This is a genomic window from Sulfitobacter noctilucae, from assembly GCF_000622365.1.
Taxonomy (GTDB): Bacteria; Pseudomonadota; Alphaproteobacteria; order Rhodobacterales; family Rhodobacteraceae; genus Sulfitobacter; species Sulfitobacter noctilucae.
In genome coordinates this window covers 1,766,667-1,789,446 of sequence record NZ_JASC01000014.1, presented here as the reverse complement: position 1 = coordinate 1,789,446, position 22,780 = coordinate 1,766,667, and the positions used below count along the sequence as shown (strand labels likewise).

Here is a 22,780-nt window from a genome sequence, read left to right as displayed (position 1 = left end):
GAGCTTGTCACCCGTTTAGGTCAGAAAGCTTTTTTGCTTCATCGTGCTGGCGGGTGCCGCACCCAGGCGTGACAGGATCGTGGGGGCCAGTTGCCTCTGGTCGATCACGGTATCCTCTGGCGGGCCTTCGGCGGGGCCGAAGTAGTAGAGCGCAGTTTCCTGCTGCAAAGCTCCACGTCCCCCGTGATGTCCGCGCTCGTCCTGCCCGTGGTCGGCGGTCACGATCACCTCGTATCCCGCCGCCAGCCATTGTGGGATGAAGGGTGCCAGCATCTCGTCCATCACGGCGCAGGCATGATCTATTTCCTGACAGTCGTGGAAAAACCGGTGGCCCATGCTGTCCAGCGTGCAGGTGTGCAGCATCCCGTAATTCAGGCCAAAGCGCAGGCAAAGGTTGGTCAGGGTTGCGAACAGGTCGACGTCCGAGGGCGTCATCTGGTTGACCAGCCCATAGCCTGTCATTGTATGAAACCGACCGTGGTTGATGGTGCTGCTGTCCGGCTCGTCGTATTCAATATCGCGGACGTAATCAAAGGGATGGCGGTTAAAGAACTCGGACCAGAAGCTGTGCGCGACGGCACCAGTGACGCCGCCTGCCTTGCGGGTCTGGGCGAAAACATCATCGTGTTTCAACCGAAATACATTGCCGTTGCCGGTACAGCCATGTTCTGCCGGAGCGACGCCAGTGTGGATCGACGCATAGCAGGCGGCTGAAATGGAGGGCAGCACAGCGCGGTGTTTCCAGACGCGGGCATCGCCATTGTCGACCCAGCCTTCCAAATTACCAAACAGCCGGCGGAAATTGCGGTAGGGGACACCATCAAGGATGATCAGCAGAAGTTTGTTGTCCATTGCAGGCTCCGGTTTTTGCTGTGCTCATGGTGGATGAGCCGGTGCGCAGGTGCAACGCTTAAGCAGTTGAGTGACGCTAAAAGACAGCGTCGTCACCACGATGAACCGTTGCTTCTCCGGCGGTCAGTGTACGGTAGAAGTCCGGCAGCGGATCAGTTGCCGGCACTCTCCATACGGCGGTGTTCGATCACCTCTTCCAGCCAGCCGATTTTCATCTCAGGGACGGAGGACAAAAGCAAATCGGTATAGGCGTCGAAGGGCGGGGACAAGACCTGCGATTTAGGGCCGTAACGCACGACTTCGCCCTGGAACATCACAGCGATGCTGTCTGCGATGGCTTTGACCGTGGCCAGATCATGGGTGATGAAAAGAAACGAAACATCCTCGATCTTTTGCAGCTTCAACAGCAGTTTCAGGATGCCGTCCGCGACCAGCGGATCAAGCGCGCTGGTGACCTCATCACAGATGATCAGCTTGGGTTTGGCCGCAAGCGCGCGGGCGATGCAGACGCGTTGTTTCTGCCCGCCGGACAGTTCCGCCGGATAGCGGTCCTGAAACCCTTCGCCCAGTTCGATCTCGTCCAGCAGTTCTTGGATACGGGTCTGTTTTGCCTTGCCCCTGAGGCCAAAGTAAAACTCAAGCGGACGCCCGATGATGGTGCCGACCGTCTGGCGCGGGTTCATCGCGGTGTCGGCCATTTGATAGATCATCTGCAACTCGCGCAGATCTTCGAGGCTGCGGGTGGACAGGTCCGGCGACAGGGTGCGCCCGTCGAAGGTGATCGTACCGTCAGAGGGCGGAAGCAGCCCGGTGATGACGCGGGCCAGCGTCGATTTACCCGAACCGGATTCGCCAACAATCGCGAGGGTCTGACCGGGGTGAAGCTCGACGTTGATGCCTTTCAACACATCAAAATCGGTGCCCCGATAACGGGCGGTGATGTTCTCAACCCGCAGCAGCGGCGTGTCGGTCGGCTCTTTCTCGATGTGTTTGATAGAGCGCACGGAGACAAGCGCCTGCGTGTATTCTTCTTGCGGGTCGTTGATGATCTGGTCGGTGGTGCCGTATTCGACCATTGTGCCTTGTTGCAGCACCATGATGTGATCGCTGACCTGCGCCACCACGGCGAGGTCATGGGTGATATAAAGGGCGGCAACGCCGGTGTCGCGGATCGCTTCCTTGATCGCTGCGAGCACGTCGATCTGGGTGGTCACGTCGAGGGCCGTCGTCGGTTCGTCAAAGACCACCAGATCGGGTTGCGGACACAACGCAAGGGCTGTCATGCAACGCTGCAACTGGCCGCCCGAGACCTGATGCGGATAGCGCGAGCCGATGTTTTCGGGATCGGGCAGGCCGAGCTTGCGGAAGAGATCCACCGCGCGTTCCTCGGCTTCCTTCTTGGAGAACTTGTTCTGAAAGATCGCAGCTTCGGTCACTTGCTCCATGATCCGCTTCGCCGGATTGAAAGACGCAGCGGCAGATTGCGAGACATATGTAACCTCGCCTCCGCGCAGTTTGCGCACGTCGCGCAGGCCGGATTTCAGGATGTCGCGGCCGTTCACAGTGACTTCGCCACCCGTGATTTCCACGCCTCCGCGGCCATACGCCATCGCTGCCAGACCGATGGTGGATTTGCCAGCTCCGGATTCACCGATCAGGCCCAGCACCTTGCCCGGTGCCAGATCAAAATCGATCCCATGAACGATTTCGATGGGGCGGGGGCGCTCACCAGTGGGATAGACGGTAGCGCCGATCTTGAGGCCACGCACTTTGAGAAGAGGGGTGTCGCTTGGGGCTTCTGACATCAGCCACGTCCTCCCTTGAGGGATGTTGTCCGGTGCAGGATCCAGTCGGCCACAAGATTGATCGAGATGCAGAGGATCGCGATGGCATAGGCCGGGTAAAGCGCGGCCTGGATGCCGTAGTTGATGCCTTCTTTGTTCTCTTTCACGATGCCGCCCCAGTCGGCCATCGGCGGCTGTACGCCAAGGCCCAGGAAGCTGAGCGTCGAGATGAAGAGCACCGCGAAGATAAAGCGCAGGCCCATTTCAGCGACCAGCGGCGACAGCGCGTTGGGCAGCGTTTCGCGAAAGATGATCCAGCCAATCTTTTCGCCACGCAGACGGGCCGCTTCGACATAGTCCATCACGGTGATGTCCACGGCGACTGCCCGCGCGAGGCGGTAGACGCGGGTGGAATCAAGCAAGCCCATCAGAAGGATCAGAATGGTTGTCGTGGTCGGCATGACCGACAGGACCACCAAGGCAAAGATGAGCGACGGGATCGACATGATAAGGTCGACAAAACGGCTGATGGCCTGATCGACCCAGCCACCCGATACAGCAGCAAAGAAGCCGAGGATGGAGCCGAGTGTAAAACTGAGCAAAGTGGCCATGGTCGCGATGAAGATCGTGGTGCGTCCGCCATAGATCAAGCGCGTCAGCAGATCGCGACCGATGCTGTCGGTTCCCAGCAGGAACTCGCTCGAGGAGGGTTCCCAAACGTCGCCCACAACTTCGGCCATGCCGTAAGGAGCGATCAGGGGGGCGAAAAGGGCCATGAGGAAGAAGAGGCCGGTGAAGAAAAGGCCGATGAGGGCGGCAAGCGGGATGTTTTTCATTTTGGGTGCCGAAGTCTTGGATTGGCAAGGATCGACACAATGTCCGCGATCAGGTTCAGTCCGATGTAGACGGCAGCAAAGATCAGACCGCAGGCCTGCACCACCGGCACATCGCGTTTGGCAACATGGTCGACGAGGTATTGCCCCATGCCAGGATAGGCAAAGACCACCTCGACCACGACAACCCCGACAACCAGGTAGGCGAGGTTCAGCATTACCACATTCACAATGGGCGCGATGGCGTTAGGAAAGGCGTGTTTGCGGATGATCTTGAGCATTCCCATGCCCTTAAGCTCGGCCGTTTCGATATAGGCCGATTGCATCACATTCAGAATTGCGGCCCGGGTCATGCGCATCATATGCGCCAACACCACAAGGGTCAGCACCATCACGGGGATCGCAATCGCGTTGAGCTTTTGGCCAAGCGTCATGCTGTCGTTGATGATCGCGACAGAAGAGAACCAGCCCAGTTTGATCGAAATCCAATAGATCAACACATAGCCGATCATGAATTCGGGGATCGAGATGGTGGTGAGGGTGACCGCCGAAATCAGCTTGTCAGGAATGCGGTCTTTGTAGCGAACCGCCAGCAGGCCAAGGAAAATTGCCAGGGGAACTGAAATGACAGCCGCCCAGAAGGCCAGGAACAGCGTGTTGCCCAGCCGTCCACTGATGCTTTCGCCGATATCGCGGCCATTGGTGAGGGCTGTGCCCAGATCGCCTTGAAGAAAACCGCCGAGCCAGCTGAAATAGCGGCTGATGGCGGGTTCGTTCAAGCCGAGGCTTTCGCGCAGGTTTGCAAGACTTTGGGGGGTCGCGGACTGGCCAAGGATTTGCTGGGCCACGTCGCCGGGCAGCATCATCGTGCCGCCGAAGATAAGGATGGATGCTGCGAAGAGGAGCATCAAGCCCAGCGCAACGCGCTGAGCTATCAGTTTTAGGATGGGGTGCATGATCAGGCCGCCTTAAGCGTCCATCACCCAGCATTTAATGTGTGATTTGTTGTTCATCACAGGACCGTTCGGATCGTTAGCCCAACCGCCGATGTTGTTGGACACACCATTCACAAAGTCGTTGAACATCGGCAGGATCAGACCACCTTCTTCGTTCAGCATACGGCCCATTTTGGAATAGATTTCCTTGCGCTTGGCGTTGTCCAGCTCGGCCTTGGCCGCGTTGAGCATTTCGTCAAACTCCGGGCGCTTCCAACGGGTGTCGTTCCAGTCTGCGGTCGACAGGTAGGCCGTTGAGTACATCTGGTCCTGCACCGGACGACCACCCCAGTAAGAGGCGCAGAAGGGTTGTACGTTCCAGACCTCGGACCAATACCCGTCGTTAGGCTCACGCTTGATTTCCAGCGGAATACCGGCGGCTTGCGCGGACTGCTGGAACAGGGCCGCGGCATCGACCGCGCCGGGGAAGGCACCATCGGATACGCGCAGCACAATTGGCGAGCCGTCGTGGCCGGATTTCGCGTAATGCTCTTTGGCCTTTTCGATGGAGTGCTCACGCTGCGGGATGGTGTCGTCAAACAGCGGGTAGGCCGCGTTGATCGGCATGTCGTTGCCTTTGGTGCCATAGCCGCGCAGGATTTTGTCGACCATCTCGTCGCGGTTGATGGCGTATTTCAGCGCAAGCATCACGTCGTTGTTGTCGAAAGGTGCGGTGTCTTTATGCGCGATAAATACATAGTGGCCACGGCCGGCGACGGATTCAACACGCAGGTTCGGCGCACGGTCGAGCAGGGCAGCAACCTTGGGGTCGACGCGATTGATAATGTGGACCTGACCGGACTGCAAAGCGGCGGTACGCGCGGTGGCATCGTTCAGCACCAGCTGTTCAATCTCATCTGCGAAACCACGGTTATCTGCGTCCCAGTAATCATCACGGCGTTTGAAGGCGTGGCGCACACCGGGTTCGTCAATCTCAAGCGTATAGGCACCGGTACCGATTGCGGCACCCGGATCGTCCATGCCGCCACCGGGCTGGATCATCAGGTGATAGTCGGCCATCAGGAAGGGAAGGTCGGCGTTGGGCGTGTCAAGGTTGACGATGAAGTTGTCACCGTCGACCTTCATCTCAGAGATGCCCTTCATGATGCCCAGGGCACCCGACTTCGACTCCTCGTTTGAGTGGCGCTGCATCGTCTTAAGCACGTCGTCCGGCGTCATGTCCTTGCCGTTGGAGAACGGGATGCCTTTGCGGATTTTGAAAACCCACTGTTTGGCGTCCGCAGATGCTTCGACGCTTTCGGCCATCCGGTAATCGAGTTCGCCTTTCGCGTCGACTTCGACCAGCAGTTCACCCCAAGCGCGGATGTTGTTCAGCGGTGCTTCGGATGCTGTCAGTGCCGGGTCTTGGGTGTTTGTGGATTCACCGCCCGAAGAGCCGATTCTCATCATGCCGCCGCGGACAGGTGTGCCATGGCCATCCGCTTGTGCGGAATTTGCGAGCATGGTGTTTGCAACGGCGGCTGTCACGCCGAGGGCAGCAGCGCGGCCGACGAATTCGCGGCGCGTCATCGTGCCTTTGGCCACATCAGCGGTCATGGATTTCAGTTGGTCGTTCATAGGTGGTCTCCCGTGAGGTGATCGCGCTTTTGCGCACATTTTATTGATTGATGAGTCAAGGTTAAGCATTTGGGCCTGCATCGCAAGCGCTAATCCACCCGAAATCGTAAACATAAATTTACAGATTATCGCGTGGAATCCTGTCCGTAACATCGCGCTCATAGATCAGAATATCGTTCTCGTAGGCCTCCAGTCGCGCCGTCAGGTGAAAATGCGTTGCGTCACTGGTCATCGTGCTGGTGGTCTCGGTGCGCAGGGCAGTGCCATCGCGTTCCAGTTCTTCGGTCCAGTGGCAGTGACCGGTGGCCGACAGGGGATCGTCGGGGTGAATGGACCAGCGTTCGCGCGCAATAGAGCCGGCGATCAGCCCGTGATCTGCGTCCCTTACCTTGCCGAAATCATCCTTGATCACAAGCGAGACGGCACCCGTGACCATATCGGTCTCCTGTCGCCTGATATGGGATTCGGGGCGTAGTTCCTGGGTTTCCCAAGGGTCAGCGGCCTCGGGTGGGGGGAAGGCGTATTCGTCGTTACTGCCACCGGGACGTTGGGGCAGGGCAATCTTGCCTGCGCTCAGGGCAAGTTCAGTCTTGGAAGGCGAGGGCCAGAGCAGCGGCCAATAGGCATCGGAGATTGAAACACGCAGGCGGTGCCCTGCCGGCACGCGGTAGGCGATGTGATCAAGCGCAAGCGTAATCTCTTCCGTTCTGCCCGGTGTCATCGGAGTGGGGTCAGCGGCGGAGTGTCTGTGGGAGAGGTTCAACACGCCGTAGGTGATCCGCGTGGCGGCACCATCGGGATGGATGTGGTTCAGCCGCACGGCGATCTGTGCCTGCGGCTGATCTACGGCAAGTCCCAGCGTGATCTTGGGCGCACCGACAATGTTCATGTCTGCTGCAAGCGGTTCGCTGTCAAAGGTGGTCGAGAGCGCATCATCGCCGCGCTGGTCGCCGGGCATTTCAGGGCCAAGCCAGATGGCACAGTATTCGCCCGCAGCCGCACCTGTATGGGCAGGGGAGGTCACCGTTTGCGTTAACGTCCCGGCGGTCGGTGTCAGTCCTGCGTCGGTCAGGTGCAGGGTTTCGGTTGGCAGGTGTGAGGTCGCGCCTGTGTTCTCTGCAATCCAGCGGCCCTTGCGTTCGGTGTACCACGCGGCAGGGCGCACGCCGTCCATGAGGTAAGCACGGTAGTCCGGGTCATCCTCGACCCCGGTGTCCAAATCCTTGAGCCAACGGTCCCACCAGCGCAGCGCTTCTTGTAGAAAGCCAATGCGCGGTTCAGGTGCGGCGAAATGCGGGTACTTGTGGACCCAGGGCCCGACGATCCCTTTGGCCCCCGGCAGCGCTTCGACCAGTTGTGGCACGGCGTTCTTATAGGCATCGCCCCAGCCGCCTACAGCGAGTACCTTGGCTTTGATCGTACTGAAATTTTCGATCACCGAGCCGTGCTGCCAATAGGCATCGCGCCGTTGGTGCCGCAGCCAAACGGCGGGCAGGAAAGGCTCTGCCGTCAGACGCTCCCGCCACATCTCGCGCCAGTCTTCGCGCAGTGCTGGGTCAGGCGCGCGGGAGGAATAGGCCCACATAGTGGCCCCCCAACCCAGGTTCTCGTTCAGCAAGCAGCCGCCCTTGTAGTGGATGTCATCCGCGAACCGGTCCACCGTAGAGCACAAGGTGATCACAGCTTTCAGCGGGTCTGGCGCAAGTGCTGCAACCTGCAAGCCGTTGAACCCGCCCCAGCTGATCCCCATCATGCCGACCTTGCCGTTGCACCACGGCTGCGCTGCGACCCAGTCGATCACTTCGACCGCATCAGCCAGTTCTTGCGGGGTGTATTCGTCTTCCATCACCCCTTGGCTGTCGCCATTGCCGCGAATGTCCACACGCAGGCAGGCATATCCCCGCCGCGCGAACCATGGATGGGTCAGGGCATCGCGCGCGCAGGTGCCATCTCGCTTGCGGTAGGGCAGGTATTCGAGGATCACAGGAACAGGATCATCTCCCGCATCTTCGGGCATCCAGACGCGCGCCGAAAGGCGGCATCCATCGGACAGGGTGATGCCCAAATCAGGCGTTTCGGTAATTTCGCGGAGGGTATTGGGGGCTTGGCTCATGGGTCAAAGCCTTTGTCTTGGCAAGAATGTTGTCAACTGTGTCTTTGTTGCCGTGGGTTGGCCGTTGGGCGGTTTTTATTGGCTCAACGGCGACAGAGCGGTGAAAAGTGGGCATAAACAGGGTCTTATTTAGACGCACCAATAGGTTGAATTAGCAGGATTATTCAAAAAATACTGGCAAAATGAAAGCCGAGCGGCTACCAAATCAGGCAGAATAACGAATGCACGGTGCGCTTGAACGGACCGGCTTTTGGCAAAACAAGAAGAGGACCTGCATAGAACGGGTGCCTCGAGGTAGAGTGGTGGTGTTATGAAGGCGATTGATTTCGTCGTTCGCGAAAATGCGGGCGGCTTGCAGCGTGGAACCGTGCCAAGTGGCGCAAAAGCGCATGATATTCAGGCAGGCGCAGGCCAGCAGATATCTCTTAATCTCAGACAGATCGACATGCAGACCCAGGTGCGGTCGGGCAATGATCTTGTTATTACGCTGACCGACGGGCGCGAGATTACGATCAACAATTATTTCAACGCGGCGGGCACCCCGAACCGTTTGTTCATCTCTGCGGATGGCTACCTGAACGAGGTGGCCTTTGTGGATGCCGGCGCAGGCGAGCTTTATGCGCAGTACGGCCCGACAGAGCAGTGGGGCAAATGGAGCCCCTCTGATGATCTGATCTATCTGGGTCGGACCGAGCTTGCCGGTACAGGCTATGCCGATGACGAAGTCTCGCTGTTTCCGGCTCCGCTGCTGGGTGCAGCTGGTCTGCTGGGCGGCGGCGGTGCAGCGGCAGCAGCTGCCGTTGTTGGTGGCGCGGCTGTGCTGGGTACAAGCGGCGGCGGTGACGGCGAAGGCGGCGGTGGCGGCGAGATCGGCGGTGACGACAATGACCGTGATCTGACACGCGAGCCTTACGTCAATGATCCCGACAGCTCTTCCAATCTGGGCGGTGATGATGCGGAATTGAGCGCGACAGTCTCGGGCGGTGGCACACCGGGCGACGCTGTGATCGTGACACTGGGCGACCAGCAGATCGAGACCGTCATTGATATGGAAGGGCACTTCGTCTGTATCTTTGAGGGCGAAAACTTCCCTGCGGATGGCACATATGAAGCGGTTGTTACCGTGGTGACGGGCGATGGCGAGATCGTTCTGGACGGTCCCGGCTTTGTGATCGACACAACCCCACCGCTGATCGAAGTGACAGGCGGCACAGTCTCCGTAGATGACTTCTTCAACGCGGTCAGCTTTGCGGATGGCGTGACCATTTCGGGCAACGGCGAGGCGGGTGCCTCTATCCTGGCAACCATCGGCGGCATCGAGCAGATGACGATAGTAGGGGCTGATGGCACCTGGTCTGTCTCATGGGCTGCAGGATCGCTGGAAGGCGGCGAGTATTCCACCGGCCTAACAATCATGAGCGCCGATGCCTTTGGCAACACGACGACCGTGACCGATACGGTTCTGATTGACACCGTATCCGAGGTGACAATCGATACTGCCAACGTGGAAACAGACGGCACCGTCAACGCGGTAGAGCGCGAAGACGGCGTGACCCTTACAGGTACGGCGCAGGCGGGATCGACTGTTGTTGTGACTTTCGGCACAGGCAGCCACGAGGCCACAGTTGACGCAAGTGGCAACTGGTCCGTTAATTTTGCCATGAGCGAAGTGCCGACCGGCGAAATGCAGGCAGAGGTCACAGCGGTGGCCACGGATGCGATGGGCAATTCCAGCAGCGCCACTGGCATGGTCGATATCGACACGCTCGTCCGTGATTTTGCCTTTACAGGCAGCACGGGTGGCGCGGATGGCGTGATCAACGCCGCCGAGGCTGAAATGGGTCTCGTCATGACCGGCACAACAGAGCCGGGCTCGACCGTGATGGTCACATTCGGCAGTGCGACGCACGCAGCAACGGTTGCGGCCAACGGGTCCTGGACAGTGAACTTCGCGGCGGGTGAAATTCCGACCGGCACACAAACTGCGGTGATGACAGCTGTTGCCACGGATATTGCGGGCAATGTCGACACCATCAATCGCAACGTTGAGATTGACCGCGATGGCGGTATCCTGACAATCAGCCCTGCGCCGATCGAAGGCGATGACATCATCAACGAGCTGGAAGCCAGCGACGGTGTGGTGATCACGGGTACATCGAACCCCAACGCTGTTGTGACGGTCACGCTGGCCGGTGTCAGCAAGACTGTGAACGCGGATGCGGCGGGCAATTGGCAGGCCAACTATTCCAACGCCGAAGTGGAGCCGGGTGTCTATACCGCGCAGATTTCAGCCACGACAACCGACCCTGCAGGCAACACGCTGAACGCCAGCGACAGCGTCGAGGTCGACACCCGTGTCGATAACCTTGATGTGCGCGCAAGCATTGTCGAAGGCGATGGCGTGATCAACGGCGCTGAGCGTATCGAAGGCGGCGGCGTACAAGTCACCGGCACAACAGAGGTCGGATCGACATCGGTGATCGTCACGCTGAATGGCGTGTCGGTGCCCGCGACAGTCGCGGCCAACGGCAACTGGACAGCAAACTACACCTCCGCTCAGGTGACCGAGGGCACCTACACTGCAAGCGTATCGGTGCAAGCCACAGACCGGGCGGGCAACACAGCAACAACATCTGATGTGGTCTTTGTCGACACCGAAGTGGTGCCGCTGAATATGACATCCGGTGCGGGTGGCGTTGATGGTACCGTGAACATCGCCGAAGCGGCAACAGGCATTGATCTGGGCGGCCAAGTCGAGGTCGGATCGCAGGTTGTGGTCAACTTTGACGGCACCAACCACACCGCGCTGGTCGATACGGCTGGCAACTGGAGCGTGACAATCCCGCCATCGGCAATCCGTACGGGTTCCTATAATGCCGTGATCACAGTCAGCGCGACCGACGCGGTCGGCAACGTGGATACCATCAGCGACACGCTGGCGATTGATACGGCTGCACCCGAAGGCCCGGTGATTGAATCGCTGATCGAAGGGCGTGTGGGCTTCCGTGGCATCTCCACGGACCTGACAACCGATGATCTGGATGTGTACCAAGTGCAGGCCAACGGCTCGGTGACAGAGGTGTCCTCCGCCAGCGAAAACTCGGCCCTGCGCAATGAGACAGACATCGTGTTCAACCCCGATGTGCCTGATGGCTCCCATCTGGTGGTCACGGCCACAGATGGCGCACAGAACACCACGGGCACATATGTTGTGCTGGATGATGGCGCGGCCAACTCGACTGTAGCCATCTCCAACCCGGCGCTGGGCAACTACAACATCGAAACCGTCGACCTCAGCTTTGCCGAGGAAGCACGACTGACGATTGATGAAGCTTCCTTGCTGGCACTGTCCGGCAACTCCAACGAATTGCTGGTCATGGGCGGCAGCGACGATACGCTGACCATTGCAGGCGCGGTCCGTCAGGGCAGCGATGGCGCAGGCCACACAATCTACGGTTTGGGGTCCGAAGGCAAAGTGATCGTCGAAGACGATGTAAACGTGATTACCTAAACACGAAGACGGAGAGGCGCGGGCGGCAAATGACCCGCGCCCCCAATAAAACCGGCACGTTGAGGGCGGGACATGAGGCAAGGTGTAAAAAGGGCAGTCGGGGTGTGTGTGGTCACATGCACCCTGAGCGGTTGCTTGTCCGATGCGGGCGGGGCGGCTGATTTCGTGGCACGGATGCGTGCACCGGACCCAAATTCGGTGGCGCGGCCCACCCACAGCGAAAAGATCAATTCCGAAAGCACGATTATCCAGGGGCTGGTCAACCGCCGCTCGGCGCTGCCAAACGGCAGCACCTACGACAAAGTGGCCACTGCGGTTCTGGCCGCCAACAGCCGCTCTGCCGAAGCTGAATTGCGCGCGGCGACGCTGCGCTCGGAAGCGGCGAGCAAGAATTGGTTACCAAAGATCGGACCGCAAATCAGTCTGACATCATTGGGGTCGCTCGTGGCCAATCTGGTGGTTGATCAGGTGCTTTTTGATAATGGCCGGATGAAGGGCGAACGCGAGTTTGCCATCGCGGATGTCGAAGTCGCTGCCGTATCACTGGCGCAAGACACGAATGACCGCGTCCAGACTGCTTTGCAGCTGTATCTGCGCGCTGCCGAAGGTCGCGAAAAAACGGCCCTGTCTGATGTGGCCCTGCGCGACATGGGGCGGTTCGAATATATCATGTCAGAGCGGGTGCGTGGCGGGGTCTCGGACAATTCCGACCTGAACATTCTGCGCCAGAAATTGGGCGAAATCAAAGCCGACCGCGCCACGAATGCCGAAAATGCAACCACAGCTTTGGCCGAATTGAACGCAATGGCGATTGAACCTTTGTCGGGCCTGAGCGGTGTGCCGGCTTTCACAGTGTTGTCGTCAGCGGCTGAACCGCTTGAGGTGGTGCTGGCTGATGCCGAACGTGTTCGCGCCATCGCGGCTGCCAAGATTGACCGCGCCGACCAACTGCCCGGACTTTCGGCAGGCGGTACCATTGGCGAGAATTCCGATATCGGGCTGCGCGTAAGCTCTGACACCTTGTTGGGCTTTGGCACCGGTGCCTCCCTCCGCGCGATCGAGGCGGCCAAAGATGCTGCTGCCCGCCGCGTGGCGCAGGCGACCGAAGACAGCAACCGCAAACTGCGCAAACTTGAGGCCCAGATCGCAGCCAAGACCCGTCAGGCTAAGGTAGCGGCCGGGTTGACCCGGCAGGCCAAAACCAACCTCGATATCTTTCAGGAGCAGTACGAGGCCGGACAACGACAGGTCATGGATGTGGTCGGGGTCTATGAGACCTTTGCCCGTCAGCAGCAAACCGAAATCACACTGAAATATGAGGCCAAGCAGTTGCAGGTCTCACTGGCACGCCTGTTGGGGGTTCTTGCCGACGGGGATGAGATTTGAGTCAGAAACGTGCGTTCACTTTAACGATTACAAACGGCAACCAAGGGCGGCTCGCGGCGGCGAATACCGCAGCGGAACCGGCGGATGCGCCTGTTGTTGCAGACAGCTTCGAGACCCGGATCGGTGTGCGCGCAGAACTGGCCGCCATCTATGCAGGATTGCTGGGTGCCGAGGCCGTGCAACGCGATCTGTTCGAAGCCATTGGCACGGCGACCCGCGAAGGCGCGGGCGCCAAGGAAGAAGCCGGGGCCATCGCGCATGGATTGCGCAGCCTTGGGCTTTTGGCACAGGTATCACGCGCCGATGGGCTAACGGCCGATCTTTGGCCTGCGTTGGCCTATATGACCTCAGGTCAGGTGCTGCTGGTCATGGGCCAAACACGCGGCGATGTGATTATTTTCGACAAAACCTGTCCTGACAATCGTGCCATTGTGCCGATTGCCGATTTCGAACCCTATTTTGGCGGCATGGTTGTACGGGCCGAAGCGCCGCTGGCCAAAGTTGCCGAGACCCACAAGACCGAAAGTGCGGCACCGCATTGGTTCTGGGGTCAGTTTGGGCGCTTTAAACGCCAGATGGCCGAGGTGGCCTTGGGGTCCTTCGTCGCGAACCTGTTGGCTGTGGCCGTGGCGCTGTTCTCCTTGCAGGTCTATGACCGCGTGATCCCGCACCAGTCCGAAGCGACGCTTTGGGTGCTGGCCGCAGGTGCCGGTCTGGCCCTGTTGATGGAGGCTTTCATCAAGATCGCGCGGGCGCGTCTGATGGATGGCTCCGGCCGCCAGATCGAGATTTCGGTCTTGCAGGTGCTGATGACCCGCATCCTTGGCATGCGCTCTGACGCAAAGGGGCAGGCCCCCAATCAGGTGTTCTCGGCGATGCGCGAGTTCGGTTCTGTTCGCGAGTTCTTTACAGCTTCGACCATCGGCACGATTGCTGACATCCCTTTCATCTTTGTGTTCCTGTTTCTCGTGGCCAGCATCGCGGGCAACGTGGTCTGGGTGCTGGTGCTGGGCGGCATTCTTATGGTGATACCGGGATTCCTGTTGCAGAAAAAGATGATCCGCCTGACGCAGGAAACCCAAGGGGCCAGCGCCAAATCCTCGCGCCTGTTGCACGAGACGATTTTCGAGCTTGATACGCTCAAGACCCAGCGCGGCGAAGATCGTGTGGCGCGGTTGTGGCAGGAGCTGAACACGCTTCAGGCGATGAAATCGTCAGAGCAGCGCAAGCTCGCCTCGACCCTGACTTTTTGGTCTCAAGGTGTGCAGCAGGGCACCTATGTAGCGGCGGTGATCACCGGCACCTATCTGGTGTTCGCGGGGCAATTCACCGTAGGTTCCATCATTGCGGTAGGCATTCTGACAGGCCGCACCCTTGCGCCGCTCACGCAGCTTGCGGGCACGATGGCGCGCTGGGGCAACGTGAAATCTGCGCTGGACGGGTTGGAGGCGATTGCACAGGTCGAGCAGGATTCAGATACCAGCCGTAGCTATCTGCGCCGCGACAGCTTGAACGGGCATTTCGAGCTGCGTGATGTGACGTTCCGCTATGAGGAAGACGGCGCACCGACGCTCGATATCAAAGGGTTGGCAATCCTGCCGGGGCAGAAAGTTGCAGTGCTGGGGGTTAATGGATCGGGCAAATCGTCTTTGCTCAAACTGCTCAGCGGGCTCTATGCGCCGGAAACGGGCCGCTTGATGATCGACGGCACGGAACTCAGCCAGATCGAGCCGCGCGATCTGCGCCGGTTGATCGGCTATCTGGGGCAGGACGTGCGCCTGTTTGCCGGCACCATGCGCGACAACCTGAACCTGACCATGCTGGAGCGTGACGATGCACGGCTGCTACGGGCGCTCGACTTTGCCGGGCTTGGGCCGTTTGTTAAAGAACACCACAAAGGGCTGGATTTGGAGATCAAGGACAACGGTGCGGGGCTGAGCATCGGTCAGCGCCAGTCCATCGGCTGGGCGCGGCTGTGGCTGCAGGACCCCAAGATCTGCCTGCTGGACGAGCCGACGGCAGCACTTGACCAGACGCTGGAGGCCACACTGGTCAGCCGGTTGGAAAAATGGATGGAAGGCCGTACGGCCATCATCGCCACGCACCGCGCGCCTATCCTGGCGCTGACCGATCGCACAATGGTCTTGCAGGCCGGACGGATGACGATTGACGGACCCAAGGACAAGGTGCTGAGCCATATTGCCAGCCGGAAAGGCCAGGCGGCATGACTTTCGCGAACACAACCCAGCTTGATGCGCAAATGGGCCGCCAGATGCGCGGGCCTTCAGCCGTAATCTGGCTGTCCGGCGCGTCGGTAGTCGTGTTTCTGGTCTGGGCGGCCTTTGCCTGGGTGGACGAGATTGTGCGGGCTGAAGGGTCGATGATCTCATCCTCGCGGCCCCAGATCATCCAGAACCTTGAGGGCGGTATTCTGGCGGAACTGGCTGTGGCCGAAGGGGACGTGGTGAACCGGGGCGATGTGCTGGCGCGGCTGCACGGCACGCAGTTTCAATCGTCCGTGGATGATCTGCGCGATCAGATCTCGGCCTTTGAAATCCGGCGCTTGCGGTTGGAGGCCGAACTGGCGGGTCAGTTCGATTTTACCGTACCCGCCGAGTGGGTGACACGGACGCCTGGCATCGTGGAATCGGAACGTGCGCTCTTGCGGGCGCGGCAGTCCGATTTCGTGTCCCGGTCAGACGGGGCCAAGCGGGTGCTGGTCGAGGCCGAGCGCGAGGCCAACCTGATGAACGACCTTCTGGACCGCAACATCGTATCGCTGATCGAGGCGACGCGGGCGCGTAAATCCTATGCCGATGCGCAGATCAGGTTCGACGAAGTGACCACGCAGACCGAACTGGACCGGGCGCAGGAATATTCCGATGTGTTGAAAGAGCTGGCAACGCTGCGCCAGAACCTGAAAGCATCGACCGACCAGTTGAACCGGACCGTCCTGACCAGCCCGATGCGGGGCATTGTGAACAATCTGAGCGTGACCACCATCGGTGGTGTTGTGCGCCCTGGCGAAGAGATTTTGCAAATCATTCCGATGGACGAAGAACTGTTCGTTGAGGCGCGGGTCAAGCCTGAGGACATCGCGGGTGTGCGTCCGGGGCAGGAGGCGACGGTCAAACTGTCGGCCTATGACTATACGATCTACGGATCACTGAAGGGCGAGGTCGTGTTGATTTCGGCCGATACGTTCAAGGACGAGCGGGCGCGGGACCCTGCGGGCGATCCGCACTACAAGGTGACGCTGAAGGTCGATGTGGAGCATCTGACCGAGCGACAAGCGTCTTTGCAAATCAGGCCGGGCATGCAGGCATCGGTGGAATTGCACACTGGCGAAAAGACGGTTCTGCAATATCTGTTGAAGCCGCTTTATAAGTCTAAGGAAGCCTTCCGCGAGCCTTGATCGGCGTTACTCATCCATGCGTCGCCTATGGCCAGAGGCTGCGGGTCTCACCCAAACCAGCGGTTAGCTTTCCGTATCCAGCCAAAGGGTGACGGGGCCATCGTTGGTTAGGTCCACGGACATATCGGCACCGAACTGGCCGCGCTCTGTCGGGATGCCGAGGCTGGCCAGTTGGTCCGCGAAATAGGTGTAGAGAGTACGGGCAAGATCCGGCTTTGCCGCGTATGAAAAGCCGGGGCGGGTGCCGCGCGACATGTCGGCGGCTAAGGTGAACTGACTGACCACCAGGGCGCTGCGGCCGGTCTGCGCAAGGTTGAGGTTCATCTTGCCCTCCGCATCTTTGAACAATCGCAGTTTGGCGATCTTGGCGGCCAGTGCGTCAGCGGTCTCTTGGGTGTCGTCTGGCATGGCGCAGACGAAGACCAGCAGGCCGGGTCCGATGCGCGAAATCACGGTGCTGTCGACTGTGACGGAGGCTTGGGTGACACGTTGCAAGAGGGCGCGCATCTTAGGACTTCCAGTCGATAATGTGGTCGGTGCTGCTGCGACCGGTGCGGAACTGGTTGGCGGGATCATCCGGATCGGCATAGCCAAATGAGATCGCGCAGAGGACCATTCGGTCGTCGGCGATGCCCAGATGGTCACGCACTTGCGGTGCGTAGGCGGCGATGGCGGCCTGCGCGATAGTGGCGACACCTAGCGCTGTCGCGGCCAGCGTGAAGGCGGTCACAAAGCCGCCCGTGTCCATCGCGCCGTACGGGCCAAGGCTGGCGGGGGAATGGACAATCGCCACATGGGGCGCGTCAAACAGCGCGTAGTTGCGCAGCATTTGCCGGGCGCGGCCCGCGCGATCTTCCTTGGTGATGCCGACCGCATCATAAAGCTGAAAGCCGCAGGTGCGGCGCCGCTCGCCATAGGCCCCCTCGTATTTCGTGGGCCAGTCCATATCGGGTTGCGGCAGTGTGCCTGCGCTTGCGGTCTCCATCATCAGCGTGCGGAAGGCCTCGGTCGCGGCCCCTTTGGTGATGCTGACCTGCCAGGGCTGTGCGTTGCACCATGAGGGCACATGACGCGCGGCGTTGACGATCTGAGTGATGGTGTCGTCCGGCACGGGATCGGGTTTAAATGCACGGCAGGAGTAGCGGGCTTTAAGGGTGTCGGTCAGGGTATCGTATGCGGTCATTGGTTCAGTGCCACGAAATAGCCGATGATGCCTGCGGCAATCGCGCCGAGGATCACCGCAAAGGTGATTTTGAGAGCGGACCAGGGACGTTCGCCCTGCACCCGTCCGGTGCGTCCATTCACGACAAAGCGGTAGGTCTTGCCACGGTATTTATAGGCCGCCAGCCAGACCGGCAGCAAAATGTGCTTGAAGGTCAGATCGCTGAGTTGCGTGTCCACGTTGTGCACGCGCTGGCGGTCGCCGCCGATGTCGAACTTGACGTCACGCAGGATAATGCGGTCCATCTGTGCGCGGGCCTCGACAAAGCCATCCTGAAGCGAGACGGCATAGGCCTCGGCCCGGAATCCGGCAAGGTATTCGGGGGCATAGGGTTCAAGTGCGGCCAGGTCCCAAGGCTCCAGCGCGTCGGTAAAGCGTTTGGGCAGGGAGGTGGAGGCCAGCACCAGCACATCGTCAAAGAACCGCGCCACCCGGCCCGATACGCTGTTCCAGCGGACCTTCGCGATCCGCCGCTGTTGGCGCTTGCCATCGCGCACCACGGTTTGGGTGACGTAATAGACGGTGCCGCGCTCCCCCCGATAGCTGGAGCGGGTGTTCGCGTCATAGGTCCAGTAGGGCACATAGATACCCTGCATTGCGCGGCCTTTGCGGGCGTATTCCTGCAGCCCGTTCGGCGCGAACCACAGTGACCCCAGCCAGTCGTTCATGGCATCGCGAGCCGCGTTCTGGGCCAAAGCAAAGGGCAGGACAGCGCGGGGTTTGATGTGTCGGTTGGTTCCTGTGTCGATGACAACAGGCGTGGCGCAGAAAGGGCATTCGGTGGCATGTTTGCCAGCATCGAATTCCACCTGAGCCGCGCAATTGGGGCAGGAGGTGACGCGGGTTTCTTCCATCTCTGCTGCTGGCAGATCGGCCCTTATCCCAGCGGCAAGGTCCAGTTCCGCGATGGGGCGTGGCAGCGTGCTGCGGCCATCTATGGGTTGGGTGTTGCCACAGTGATCGCAGACCAGATCACCGGTGCGCGGCTCGAACCGCAGATCGGATCCGCAGGTATCGCAGGGAAACCGGTGTTCGGCCAATGGCGTATCTGGCGTGTGAAAGGGGGTTGGATCAGGCGACATGGGTCAGACATAGCGCTGAACGCGCGGTGCCGCCAGATGGGCCGGATCATAAATAGCGATGCAAGCTTTTCGGGGCCATGATGCGCAGGGCGTTGTCCCTGAGGTGGATGTGCCGCCAGATGTGAAACGCTGCGTGTATCAGTGCGATGAAAGCGACGAGGTAAAACTCGAAAATATGTATCTGGCCAATGATGTCGTTGGCTTCTCTCAACCCTAGCGGGGGCGCGATGGGCAAAAACCCTCCGGCTTTGAGCAAGGTGGCGGAGGTGAGGCCCAACAGGAAACCGCCCACTGCGATGCCGAAAAGGCCCCAGATGAGGGTTTTGTGCAGCAGTTGGTGCAGCACCCTTGCGCGAGGGCCGAGCTTTGGCCCGGGGCGGCTGGCCAGACCCCGACGCAGATAATCGGCTGTCCAGAGTAGGCACAGGGTTACAAAAATCAGTGCCAGCATCGAATGCGCCTGAAACGCGCGCGGGCCGAAGGGCAGGACGTCATCTGGCGTGACAAGGAGGAACCAGACCAGTAGAGGGACCATCATCCAGTGGAGAGCTTTGAGAGCGGTACGGCGGCTGGGCATAGGCTATTCACGATGGCTGTGGCGCTGAAGTTTCAGGCCGCCGCCAACGTGATTCCCTGCCACAGGCCTTTTTATGACGCAGCTGGTGGGGGCGGGGGCAGCACCGTGAAGAGCTGGGCCAACTCGGTCACGTCCTCGGCGCGCTGCCAGCCGTCCTGACCTGGGGTCCAGACGTATGTTTCGCGGCTTAGGCTGCCTTCGGTGGCCTTGCGGCCCATTGCGGCTTTGGAGAAGGGGCCCGTCGTTTTGCCGCCTTCGGCGATGTGCCAGACATGCTCCACCGGTGGGGGGGGCGGCGGTGCGGCTGCGGCGGCAGCCGCCTGCGGCCGTGCGCCCCAGGGTCCGGCCTGCGTGGCGGCAGCCTGGCCGATCTGCATGCCCAGACCCGCGCCAAGTCCCGCTTGAATCGCGGCCGCGCCACCACCATCACGCCCTAGTGCTTCGGCAGCTTGAAACTGCATATATTCATTCAAATTGCCGATCACGCCCATGGAAGAGCGTTTGTCCATGACCTCTTCGACGGCGGGCGGCAGCGAGATGTTTTCGATGTACAGCTCTGGCATGGCCAGCCCGTATTCCGCAAGCTGCGCTTCGATTTCCTTGCCCACCAGTTTGCTGAGCTCGCGTGTGTTGGCGGCCATGTCCAGCACGGGGATCTGGGCGCGGGCGATCGTGCGGGAGAATTCCTGCACGATGATATTGCGGATCTGGTAGCTGATCTCGTCCATCGTAAACTCGCCGTCAGTGCCGACGATTTCGGTCAGGAAGCGGGCCGGATCGCTGACACGCACTGAATAGGTACCAAAGGCCCGCAGGCGCACAGGGCCAAACTCGGGGTCGCGGACGATGATCGGGTTCTTGGTGCCCCATTTCAGATCGTTGAACCGCGTTGTGTTGACGTAGTAAATTTCCGACTTGAACGGGCTTTTGAAACCATGGTCCCAATGTTGCAGGGTCGTCAGGATCGGCATGTTGTTGGTTTCAAGCATATAAAGACCGGGCGTGAAGACATCGGCCAGTTGCCCTTCGTGCACAAAGACCGCGGCCTGACCCTCGCGTACTGTCAGCTTCGCGCCATATTTGATCGCATGGCCTTCACGCTCGAACCGCCAGACCATCGTATCGCGGGTGTCGTCGGTCCAGTGGATGACGTCGATGAATTCACCTGAGAGGAAGTCGAAAATGCCCATGATAATGGTCCTTTACGTCGGTTTCTTGAAAGAGTTACAGCGGTCCGCCGGTCAATTCGCGTGCGAGAATGCGGGTAATGGGCGCGGCATCCTGCGCAGTCATGCCGGGGCGCAGGCGCGGGTCGTACAGCATCTTGAGCAAGAGCTCATCATGGCGGGTCAGCAAGGCGAATTCGTCGTCATCGTTGAAGATTGAAGGACGTGCGCCGGGGCTGTCGTTCGCAAGGCCGAGGCCCTGGGCCAATTCTTCGTGAATGCAGGACAGGCGCAGCAGATCGGGGTTTTCAGACCTTATCACGGCGACAGCGGCGGTATAGGTGCTCGCATCCGGACCGGCGGCATAGGCGGCAACTGCGCAATAGGTATCGCGGCGCATATTGCGCAGGGCTTGCAAAGAACCGGCTGAAATCCCTGCGACCCGCGTTGCGGCGATGTCGAGGGCGGCGTTCCGGTCGTCTTCGGAGGCGATGATGACCAGAAAATTCGGTGTGCCGCCAAAAGAGACTGAATGATCCGTTACACGACCAAGACGTGCGGCATATTTTTTGACACTCTCGGTATCTTTGCGGCGCTGGGACGGAGGCACCCCGTCACCAAAGATCAGCTGCATCCGAACAGGTGTCGCCCAACGGCGCAGGGGGCTGGCCCCGCCGCGCCCGGTAAAGGCGCTGTTGTATTCGTTATAAAAGGCGATTTGCTCAAAATTTCGTGCCAGAACATCCGCGCTGAACGGCGTATCCGTGCCCCCACCATCCTGACGCAGCAGGCCCTGGCCCAGTTGCGCCTGTTCCACCTGATTGAGGTACTGGCGCAGCTGAGCGCTGGCCTGTGACGTGGGTTTGGCCACCACGGGTGGCGGTGCCGGGGCTGCCGGCCGGGCCTGTGGTTTGAGCGAAGGTGCTACGGGTTCTTCAACCGCCACTGCACAAGACATAAGTGCCGCCAGCAGGACCATGCCGGCACCTGCTTTTCCCAGCGTCTGAAGAGAGCGGCGGATCATGCCACCTTAGCCCGGAACGGAACCGGAAGCGGTCTCGCCCAGACCGGTCTTCATGGCTCTGGCGGCGGCCAGCGTGTCGCGCAGCTTGGCTTCCATCTCTTGCAGCTCGACCTCGGCGGCGGCGCGTTTGGCCTTGCCTTCATCGGCGATCTGAAGCGATTCCTCGATGGTGCCGATCAGGTCGGCATTAGCCTGTTTCACGGCCTCGATGTCAAAGACGCCGCGTTCCATTTCCTGGCGGATGATCTTGTTGCTGTCACGCAGGTTTTTCGCGTTGGAGGTCAGCAATTCGTTGGTCAGATCGTTGGCTTCGCGGACGGCTGATGCGGCCTCGGCCGAGCGTTGAATGGTGACGGCCTGCGCCAGTTGCGTTTCCCACAGGGGCACGGTGTTGACGAGGGTCGAGTTGATCTTGGTGACCAGCGATTTGTCATTTTCCTGCACCAACCGGATCGAGGGCAGGGACTGCATCGTTACCTGACGGGTGAGCTTCAGATCGTGCACCCGGCGTTCCAGATCGTCGCGGGCGGCGCGCATGTCGCGCAGTTCCTGGGCTACCATGACGGCATTGTCCTCGGCAGCGGCTTCGACTTCCTTCTCCTTGAGCGGGATCACATTGCTGTCCAAGTCGGCCAGTTTGGCCTCGCCGGCGGCGATGTATAGCGCCAGCTCATCGTAGAACTGCAAGGTTTTTTCATAAAGCATGTCGAGCGATTTGATATCCTTAAGCAGCGTGTGCTCATGGCTCAGCAGATTGTCGGTGATACGATCGATCTGGCCTTGGACTTTTTCAAACTGCGCGGTGAATTTGGCAAAAGGGGCGGCCCGGCCCAGCAGCTTTTCCCACCAGCTGCGTTCGCGGCGCACGTCCAGTTCCGACACGGAAAAACCACGGATGGTGCTGACGATGTTGCGCAGGCTGTCGCCCGCTGGCCCCACGTCCTTGTTGCGCACATCTGCTAACATGGACTGGCTGATCTCTTGCAGTTCGGCCTGCGCGGCGGAGCCGAAAGACACGATCGACTGGGTGTCGTCCATATCGATCTCGGCCATGCGGCGTTTGATCTCGTCACCCATAAGCTTGTCGGCTTTCTCCAGCGGGATAATCGCGCCGGCCTCGGCCGGTTCGGGCAAAACCAGCGCGGTCACTTCTTCGACCAATGCGACGGATTGATTGGCTTTTTCACGAACAGTCTCAGACATTTATGGTGATCCCTTAAAGTTTTACATAAAGTGGGTTTG

The 22,780-nt window shown here is 59.9% G+C and carries 17 protein-coding genes; 4 read left to right on the top strand and 13 right to left on the bottom strand.

Annotation, left to right across the window (positions count from 1 at the left end; all coding sequences use genetic code 11):
- Nucleotides 1–15: 15 nt before the first annotated feature.
- From Z945_RS0118820 to Z945_RS0118795, 6 genes are all read right to left on the bottom strand, one after another.
- Nucleotides 16–852 (bottom strand): alkaline phosphatase family protein, encoded by an 837-nt coding sequence (locus tag Z945_RS0118820; RefSeq protein WP_025053641.1) that lies wholly within the window; start codon nucleotides 850–852, stop codon nucleotides 16–18.
- A 152-nt stretch (nucleotides 853–1,004) separates the two neighbouring features.
- Nucleotides 1,005–2,657, bottom strand: coding sequence for an ABC transporter ATP-binding protein (locus tag Z945_RS0118815; RefSeq protein ID WP_025053640.1), 1,653 nt, complete (start codon nucleotides 2,655–2,657; stop codon nucleotides 1,005–1,007).
- A complete protein-coding gene (locus Z945_RS0118810) occupies nucleotides 2,657–3,472 on the bottom strand; it encodes an ABC transporter permease (protein ID WP_025053639.1) in 816 nt (271 codons plus the stop codon). Before Z945_RS0118810 ends, Z945_RS0118815 begins: the two co-directional genes overlap by 1 nt.
- Nucleotides 3,469–4,425, bottom strand: coding sequence for an ABC transporter permease (locus Z945_RS0118805; protein WP_025053638.1), 957 nt, complete (start codon nucleotides 4,423–4,425; stop codon nucleotides 3,469–3,471). Before Z945_RS0118805 ends, Z945_RS0118810 begins: the two co-directional genes overlap by 4 nt.
- Nucleotides 4,426–4,437: 12 nt before the next feature.
- On the bottom strand, nucleotides 4,438–6,042 hold the full coding sequence (locus Z945_RS0118800; RefSeq protein ID WP_025053637.1) for an ABC transporter substrate-binding protein: 1,605 nt from the start codon (nucleotides 6,040–6,042) through the stop codon (nucleotides 4,438–4,440).
- Nucleotides 6,043–6,160: 118 nt separating this feature from the next.
- Complete coding sequence (locus Z945_RS0118795) at nucleotides 6,161–8,155, bottom strand: CocE/NonD family hydrolase (RefSeq protein ID WP_025053636.1); 1,995 nt, start codon at nucleotides 8,153–8,155, stop codon at nucleotides 6,161–6,163.
- Between the two features lie 310 nt (nucleotides 8,156–8,465).
- On the opposite strand from Z945_RS0118795, the gene Z945_RS0118785 reads away from it, so the two are divergent.
- The 4 genes from Z945_RS0118785 (at nucleotide 8,466) to Z945_RS0118770 (ending at nucleotide 16,467) form a co-directional block, all read left to right on the top strand.
- Nucleotides 8,466–11,666: an Ig-like domain-containing protein gene (locus Z945_RS0118785; protein WP_025053635.1), complete on the top strand. Its 3,201-nt coding sequence runs from the start codon at nucleotides 8,466–8,468 to the stop codon at nucleotides 11,664–11,666.
- Between the two features lie 135 nt (nucleotides 11,667–11,801).
- Nucleotides 11,802–13,052: a TolC family protein gene (locus tag Z945_RS0118780; protein WP_241434531.1), complete on the top strand. Its 1,251-nt coding sequence runs from the start codon at nucleotides 11,802–11,804 to the stop codon at nucleotides 13,050–13,052.
- Nucleotides 13,049–15,280: an ATP-binding cassette domain-containing protein gene (locus tag Z945_RS0118775; RefSeq protein WP_025053633.1), complete on the top strand. Its 2,232-nt coding sequence runs from the start codon at nucleotides 13,049–13,051 to the stop codon at nucleotides 15,278–15,280. The genes Z945_RS0118780 and Z945_RS0118775 overlap by 4 nt, the downstream gene beginning before the upstream one ends.
- Nucleotides 15,277–16,467 carry an HlyD family type I secretion periplasmic adaptor subunit gene (locus Z945_RS0118770; protein WP_025053632.1) on the top strand — a complete coding sequence of 397 codons (1,191 nt, stop codon included), beginning with the start codon at nucleotides 15,277–15,279 and terminating at the stop codon, nucleotides 16,465–16,467. The genes Z945_RS0118775 and Z945_RS0118770 overlap by 4 nt, the downstream gene beginning before the upstream one ends.
- Before the next feature lie 63 nt (nucleotides 16,468–16,530).
- On the opposite strand, the gene dtd is transcribed toward Z945_RS0118770, so the two are convergent.
- From dtd to Z945_RS0118735, 7 genes are all read right to left on the bottom strand, one after another.
- Nucleotides 16,531–16,974 (bottom strand): D-aminoacyl-tRNA deacylase, encoded by a 444-nt coding sequence (gene dtd, locus Z945_RS0118765; protein WP_025053631.1) that lies wholly within the window; start codon nucleotides 16,972–16,974, stop codon nucleotides 16,531–16,533.
- Nucleotide 16,975: 1 nt separating this feature from the next.
- On the bottom strand, nucleotides 16,976–17,650 hold the full coding sequence (locus Z945_RS0118760) for a nitroreductase (RefSeq protein ID WP_025053630.1): 675 nt from the start codon (nucleotides 17,648–17,650) through the stop codon (nucleotides 16,976–16,978).
- The gene (locus Z945_RS0118755; protein WP_025053629.1) at nucleotides 17,647–18,771 is read right to left on the bottom strand and encodes a TFIIB-type zinc ribbon-containing protein; all 1,125 of its coding nucleotides are present in this window, start codon (nucleotides 18,769–18,771) and stop codon (nucleotides 17,647–17,649) included. Before Z945_RS0118755 ends, Z945_RS0118760 begins: the two co-directional genes overlap by 4 nt.
- A 46-nt stretch (nucleotides 18,772–18,817) precedes the next feature.
- The gene (locus Z945_RS0118750) at nucleotides 18,818–19,348 is read right to left on the bottom strand and encodes a cytochrome b561 (RefSeq protein ID WP_037971167.1); all 531 of its coding nucleotides are present in this window, start codon (nucleotides 19,346–19,348) and stop codon (nucleotides 18,818–18,820) included.
- Nucleotides 19,349–19,419: 71 nt separating this feature from the next.
- Nucleotides 19,420–20,538 (bottom strand): SPFH domain-containing protein, encoded by a 1,119-nt coding sequence (locus tag Z945_RS0118745; RefSeq protein ID WP_025053627.1) that lies wholly within the window; start codon nucleotides 20,536–20,538, stop codon nucleotides 19,420–19,422.
- Between the two features lie 34 nt (nucleotides 20,539–20,572).
- Nucleotides 20,573–21,538 (bottom strand): DUF2927 domain-containing protein, encoded by a 966-nt coding sequence (locus Z945_RS0118740; protein WP_025053626.1) that lies wholly within the window; start codon nucleotides 21,536–21,538, stop codon nucleotides 20,573–20,575.
- A gap of 6 nt (nucleotides 21,539–21,544) precedes the next feature.
- Entirely contained in the window at nucleotides 21,545–22,741 is a 1,197-nt protein-coding gene (locus Z945_RS0118735; RefSeq protein ID WP_025053625.1) for a toxic anion resistance protein, read from the bottom strand.
- Nucleotides 22,742–22,780: the final 39 nt, after the last annotated feature.

What these genes read in the sequence shown, in the direction of transcription:
- Z945_RS0118810 (WP_025053639.1), bottom strand. Translation starts at nt 3,472, where the DNA reads ATGAAAAACATCCCGCTTGCCGCCCTCATCGGCCTTTTCTTCACCGGC.
- Z945_RS0118820 (WP_025053641.1), bottom strand. Translation starts at nt 852, where the DNA reads ATGGACAACAAACTTCTGCTGATCATCCTTGATGGTGTCCCCTACCGC.
- Z945_RS0118735 (WP_025053625.1), bottom strand. Translation starts at nt 22,741, where the DNA reads ATGTCTGAGACTGTTCGTGAAAAAGCCAATCAATCCGTCGCATTGGTC.
- Z945_RS0118745 (WP_025053627.1), bottom strand. Translation starts at nt 20,538, where the DNA reads ATGGGCATTTTCGACTTCCTCTCAGGTGAATTCATCGACGTCATCCAC.
- Z945_RS0118760 (WP_025053630.1), bottom strand. Translation starts at nt 17,650, where the DNA reads ATGACCGCATACGATACCCTGACCGACACCCTTAAAGCCCGCTACTCC.
- Z945_RS0118740 (WP_025053626.1), bottom strand. Translation starts at nt 21,538, where the DNA reads ATGATCCGCCGCTCTCTTCAGACGCTGGGAAAAGCAGGTGCCGGCATG.
- Z945_RS0118785 (WP_025053635.1), top strand. Translation starts at nt 8,466, where the DNA reads ATGAAGGCGATTGATTTCGTCGTTCGCGAAAATGCGGGCGGCTTGCAG.
- dtd (WP_025053631.1), bottom strand. Translation starts at nt 16,974, where the DNA reads ATGCGCGCCCTCTTGCAACGTGTCACCCAAGCCTCCGTCACAGTCGAC.
- Z945_RS0118815 (WP_025053640.1), bottom strand. Translation starts at nt 2,657, where the DNA reads ATGTCAGAAGCCCCAAGCGACACCCCTCTTCTCAAAGTGCGTGGCCTC.
- Z945_RS0118795 (WP_025053636.1), bottom strand. Translation starts at nt 8,155, where the DNA reads ATGAGCCAAGCCCCCAATACCCTCCGCGAAATTACCGAAACGCCTGAT.
- Z945_RS0118755 (WP_025053629.1), bottom strand. Translation starts at nt 18,771, where the DNA reads ATGTCGCCTGATCCAACCCCCTTTCACACGCCAGATACGCCATTGGCC.
- Z945_RS0118750 (WP_037971167.1), bottom strand. Translation starts at nt 19,348, where the DNA reads ATGCCCAGCCGCCGTACCGCTCTCAAAGCTCTCCACTGGATGATGGTC.
- Z945_RS0118805 (WP_025053638.1), bottom strand. Translation starts at nt 4,425, where the DNA reads ATGCACCCCATCCTAAAACTGATAGCTCAGCGCGTTGCGCTGGGCTTG.
- Z945_RS0118800 (WP_025053637.1), bottom strand. Translation starts at nt 6,042, where the DNA reads ATGAACGACCAACTGAAATCCATGACCGCTGATGTGGCCAAAGGCACG.
- Z945_RS0118770 (WP_025053632.1), top strand. Translation starts at nt 15,277, where the DNA reads ATGACTTTCGCGAACACAACCCAGCTTGATGCGCAAATGGGCCGCCAG.